At 71.0% G+C, this 3415-nt stretch carries 2 protein-coding genes; both read left to right on the top strand.

Annotated elements, in window-relative coordinates; translation table 11 throughout:
* Positions 1-717 (top strand): OmpA family protein (locus tag AC1RQF_RS33170; protein WP_492874352.1); only part of this gene is annotated, 717 nt, incomplete at its 5' end.
* Positions 714-3415: type VI secretion system membrane subunit TssM (gene tssM / locus AC1RQF_RS33165; RefSeq protein WP_492874350.1), on the top strand; the 2702-nt coding region annotated here is incomplete at its 3' end. The genes AC1RQF_RS33170 and tssM, both read left to right, overlap by 4 nt.

Below are 3415 nucleotides of genomic sequence, written 5' to 3'. Positions count from 1 at the left end.
TGGTGGACGCCGATGCGCGCAGGCGCGGCGGCGCTGGGCGCGGTGCTGTTGACCTACGGCATCGTCAGCGCCGTGCTTGATATACAGGGCGGGCCGATCCGCCATGCGCTCGCGGCCTGGATGCCGCCGACCCGCACCATCAATCTCGCGGAAACGCTGCCGCCGCCGCTGCCGCAGCTGCTGTCCGAGGGCTGGCTCACGGCGTACAAGCGTCCGGAAGGCTGGGTGCTGGTGTTCCGCAGCGACGGCGCGTTCGATGTCGGCAAGGCGCAGATGCGCGCCGATTTCAAACACAACATCGAGCGGCTCGGCGCGGCGTTCGCGCCGTGGCCGGGCGACCTGGAGGTGATCGGCCATACCGACCGTCAGCCGATCAGCACGAGTGAGTTTGCGAACAACCAGGCGCTCTCGGAAGCCCGTGCGCGCACCGTCGCCGACGAGCTGCGCCGGACCGCGCTGCCGGGCGGCGCGCAGGCGCCCGGGAACGCCGTGCAGCGGAACATCGCGTTTTCCGGGCGCGGCGACACGCAGCCGATCGATCAGGCGCCGACGCCGGCCGCCTACGAACGGAACCGGCGCGTGGACGTGCTGTGGAAGGTGATTCCGGCGGGCGGCCGGCGCACGGCGGATGCCGACGCGCGCCCCGCGACCCCGGAGGGCGTGGCGATCGCCCCGGACGGCCAATCGCCGTATGCAACGGAGGATAAACAACCATGATACGAACCAGCCTGAGGGTTCTTGTCGCGATCCTGATCGCGGTCCTGATCTGGTGGGTGGGCCCGCTGTTCGCGCTGGGCATCTACCGGCCGTTCGCGCCGCTCTGGGTGCGCGAGGTGCTGGTGGCGGCGGTGCTCGTCTGGGGCCTGTGGCCGGCGCTTGCGCGACTGTGGGTGAGGCTCGCGATGAGCCCGCGCCGGGTGCGCACGCCGCAGCCGGCGGCGCGCGCCGATTTCATCGACGAGCGCCTGCGCGATCTGGATCGCCAGTTGAAGGCGCGCTGGCAGCGCGAGCCGCACGGCCGCTGGGATCGCTTGACTGGCGCGCTGCGCCGCCAGCACCGGACCCTGCTGCCCTGGTATCTGGTGATGGGCGCGGAAGGCAGCGGCAAGACGAACCTGGTCGCGAAGGCGGTGAACGCGGCCGGCTCCGAAGGCGAGCGGGCCCTCGCGGTCGAGCCGCTGAACAGCCGCGGCGACGACTTCAACTTCCGCATCGCGAGCGACGCGGTCTGGTTCGACATCGGCGGGCGCTGGAACCTGCGCGACGGCTTCGACGAGACGGCGCTCGATACCTGGAAGCGGTTGTTGCAGGGGATGCGTCGCCTGCGCGGCGGGGCGGCGGTGAACGGCGTGGTGTTGTGCGTCGACAGCGCGTCGATGGTCGATGCGCCGCTGGAGGCGCGCAAGCGCCTCGCCGATGTCGTGCATCGCCGGCTGGCGGAACTGCATGAGGTGTTCGGAGAGCAGGCGCAGGTCTATGTCGCGCTGAACGGCGTGGACCGGCTCGACGGCGCGGTCTCGATGCTGTCGCTGGTGGACGCGGGCCGCTGGGCCAGCGGGATGGGTTTCTGCCTGCCCGAGCAGGCGCTCGGCGAGACGGCCGCCGAAGCGGGCGCGAGCTGGCAGGGGGCGTTGCAGCACCTGCAGCAGCGGGTCCAGCAGCAGGTGCTGTTCGCCGCGCCGGCGGCGACCGAGGTCGGCGCGAACTACGCGCAGCTGCGTTTCGTCGAGACGCTGAGCCAGCTGCACAAGGCGCTGCTGGTGTGGCTGCAGATCGCGATCGCGCCCGGCGAGGCGCATTCGGCCGCGCGTCTGCGCGGCGTCTGGATGGGCTCGATGGCGGAGCTGGCGGTGGCCCAGCCGGGCGGGGCGGCGCCCGGGCTGCCCGCGCAGACCCGGCCGCTCGGCGAGCTGTGGGCGCCGCTGTTCCGGCAGGTCGCGCTCGAACGCGACGCGGTGCGGCCGAGCGGCGTGCGTTCGTGGCGCGGCCGGGTCGGGCACCTGCTGCGCTGGGTCGCGCTGCCCGTCCTCGCGCTTGGCTTGCTGATGTGGTTCGGCTGGGGCTATGTCGCGGAGAGCAACTATCTCGACGACGTCGGCGCGCAGTTCAGCGAGGCAAAACGCCTGGCGCAGGCCGATATGTCGTACGGCCCGGACGGCGGCGCACCGCTGCTCGACGTGGCGAGCCACATGCGCTATGCGCAGGAACAGGCGGAAGACGCCGGGCGCGGGCTGGCGACGCCGTACTTCGAGCATGGCTTGGTCGCCGCCGCGGCGCGCGACACTTATCACCGGCAGTTGCAGAAGATGCTGATGCCGGAGTTGTACAACGAGGTGCGGCGCGTGCTGGTCGCGCAGTCGGACGGCGCGCCCGGCGACGTCTACCAGACGCTCAAGGTCTACCTGATGCTGTGCCGGCCCGATCGGCGCAACGCGACCGATGTCGAGCGCTGGCTGAGCAGCCGGTGGGACAGCCTGTCCGGCGGGCAGCAATACGGCGACGACGACCGGCGCGCGCTGCTCGCGCACGTGCGCGCGTTGATGGAGCTGCCGAAGCTGCCGGGCACGCCGGAGGACGCGAACCTGGTGCGCGCGGCGCGCGTGCGGGCCGCGCAGATCCCGATCGTGACGCGCGTGCTGCAGCACATCCATGCGCAAGGCTTGCCGGCGTCGGTCAACGACATCTCGCTGTCGCGCGCGGCCGGCTTCGAATCGGCGATGAGCCTGCGCATGCGCAGCGACGTCCCGGCGACCGACGTCGCGGTATCGGGCTGGTTCACGCGGGCGGGCTACACGGACGTGTTCCTGCCGCGCCTCGACAAGGCCGCGCGCGCGATGCTCGAAGAGGAAAGCTGGGTGCTGCGCGACGAGACCTTGCACGGCAACAGCTTCCAGATCGACGGCGTGGTGCAGAAGCTCGCGGATTCCACCCGCGCGCAGTTCCTGCAGGACTACATCGCCGGCTGGCAGAACTTCCTCAACGACGTGACGGTGCGCAGCGTCACGGGCCTCGACGATGCGTCGCAGCTGGCGGCGGCGATGATGGATTCGCAATCGCCGCTCGCGAGCCTGCTGCGCTTCGCGGCGCGCGAGACGACCCTGACCGGCGCGAGCGACGAAGGCAACATCGACAGCTGGATCGATCGCCAGAAATACCGCTTCGAGAAGGGGCGTCGCCAGATCGTCGGCGAACTGAGCGGCCAGCACTACCGCACCGTGCTGCTGCCGGAACATATCGTCGAGGAACACTTCCTGGCAGTCCGGCAACTGGCCGCGCAGCTGAACAACCGCAGCGTGGCGTCGAGCAACCCGCTCTCCCGGTTGTTCGAGCCGCTGTATCGGCAGCTGGGGCTCGTCAATGGCGCGCTGCAGGCGGGCCAGGTGCTGCCCGCGCAGTACGACGCGTTCTCGCGGCT

The organism is Burkholderia sp. GW821-FHT14F03, from assembly GCF_058803765.1.
Note: the sequence above shows the minus strand (reverse complement) of the source record. Positions and strands in the feature narration are given on the sequence as shown.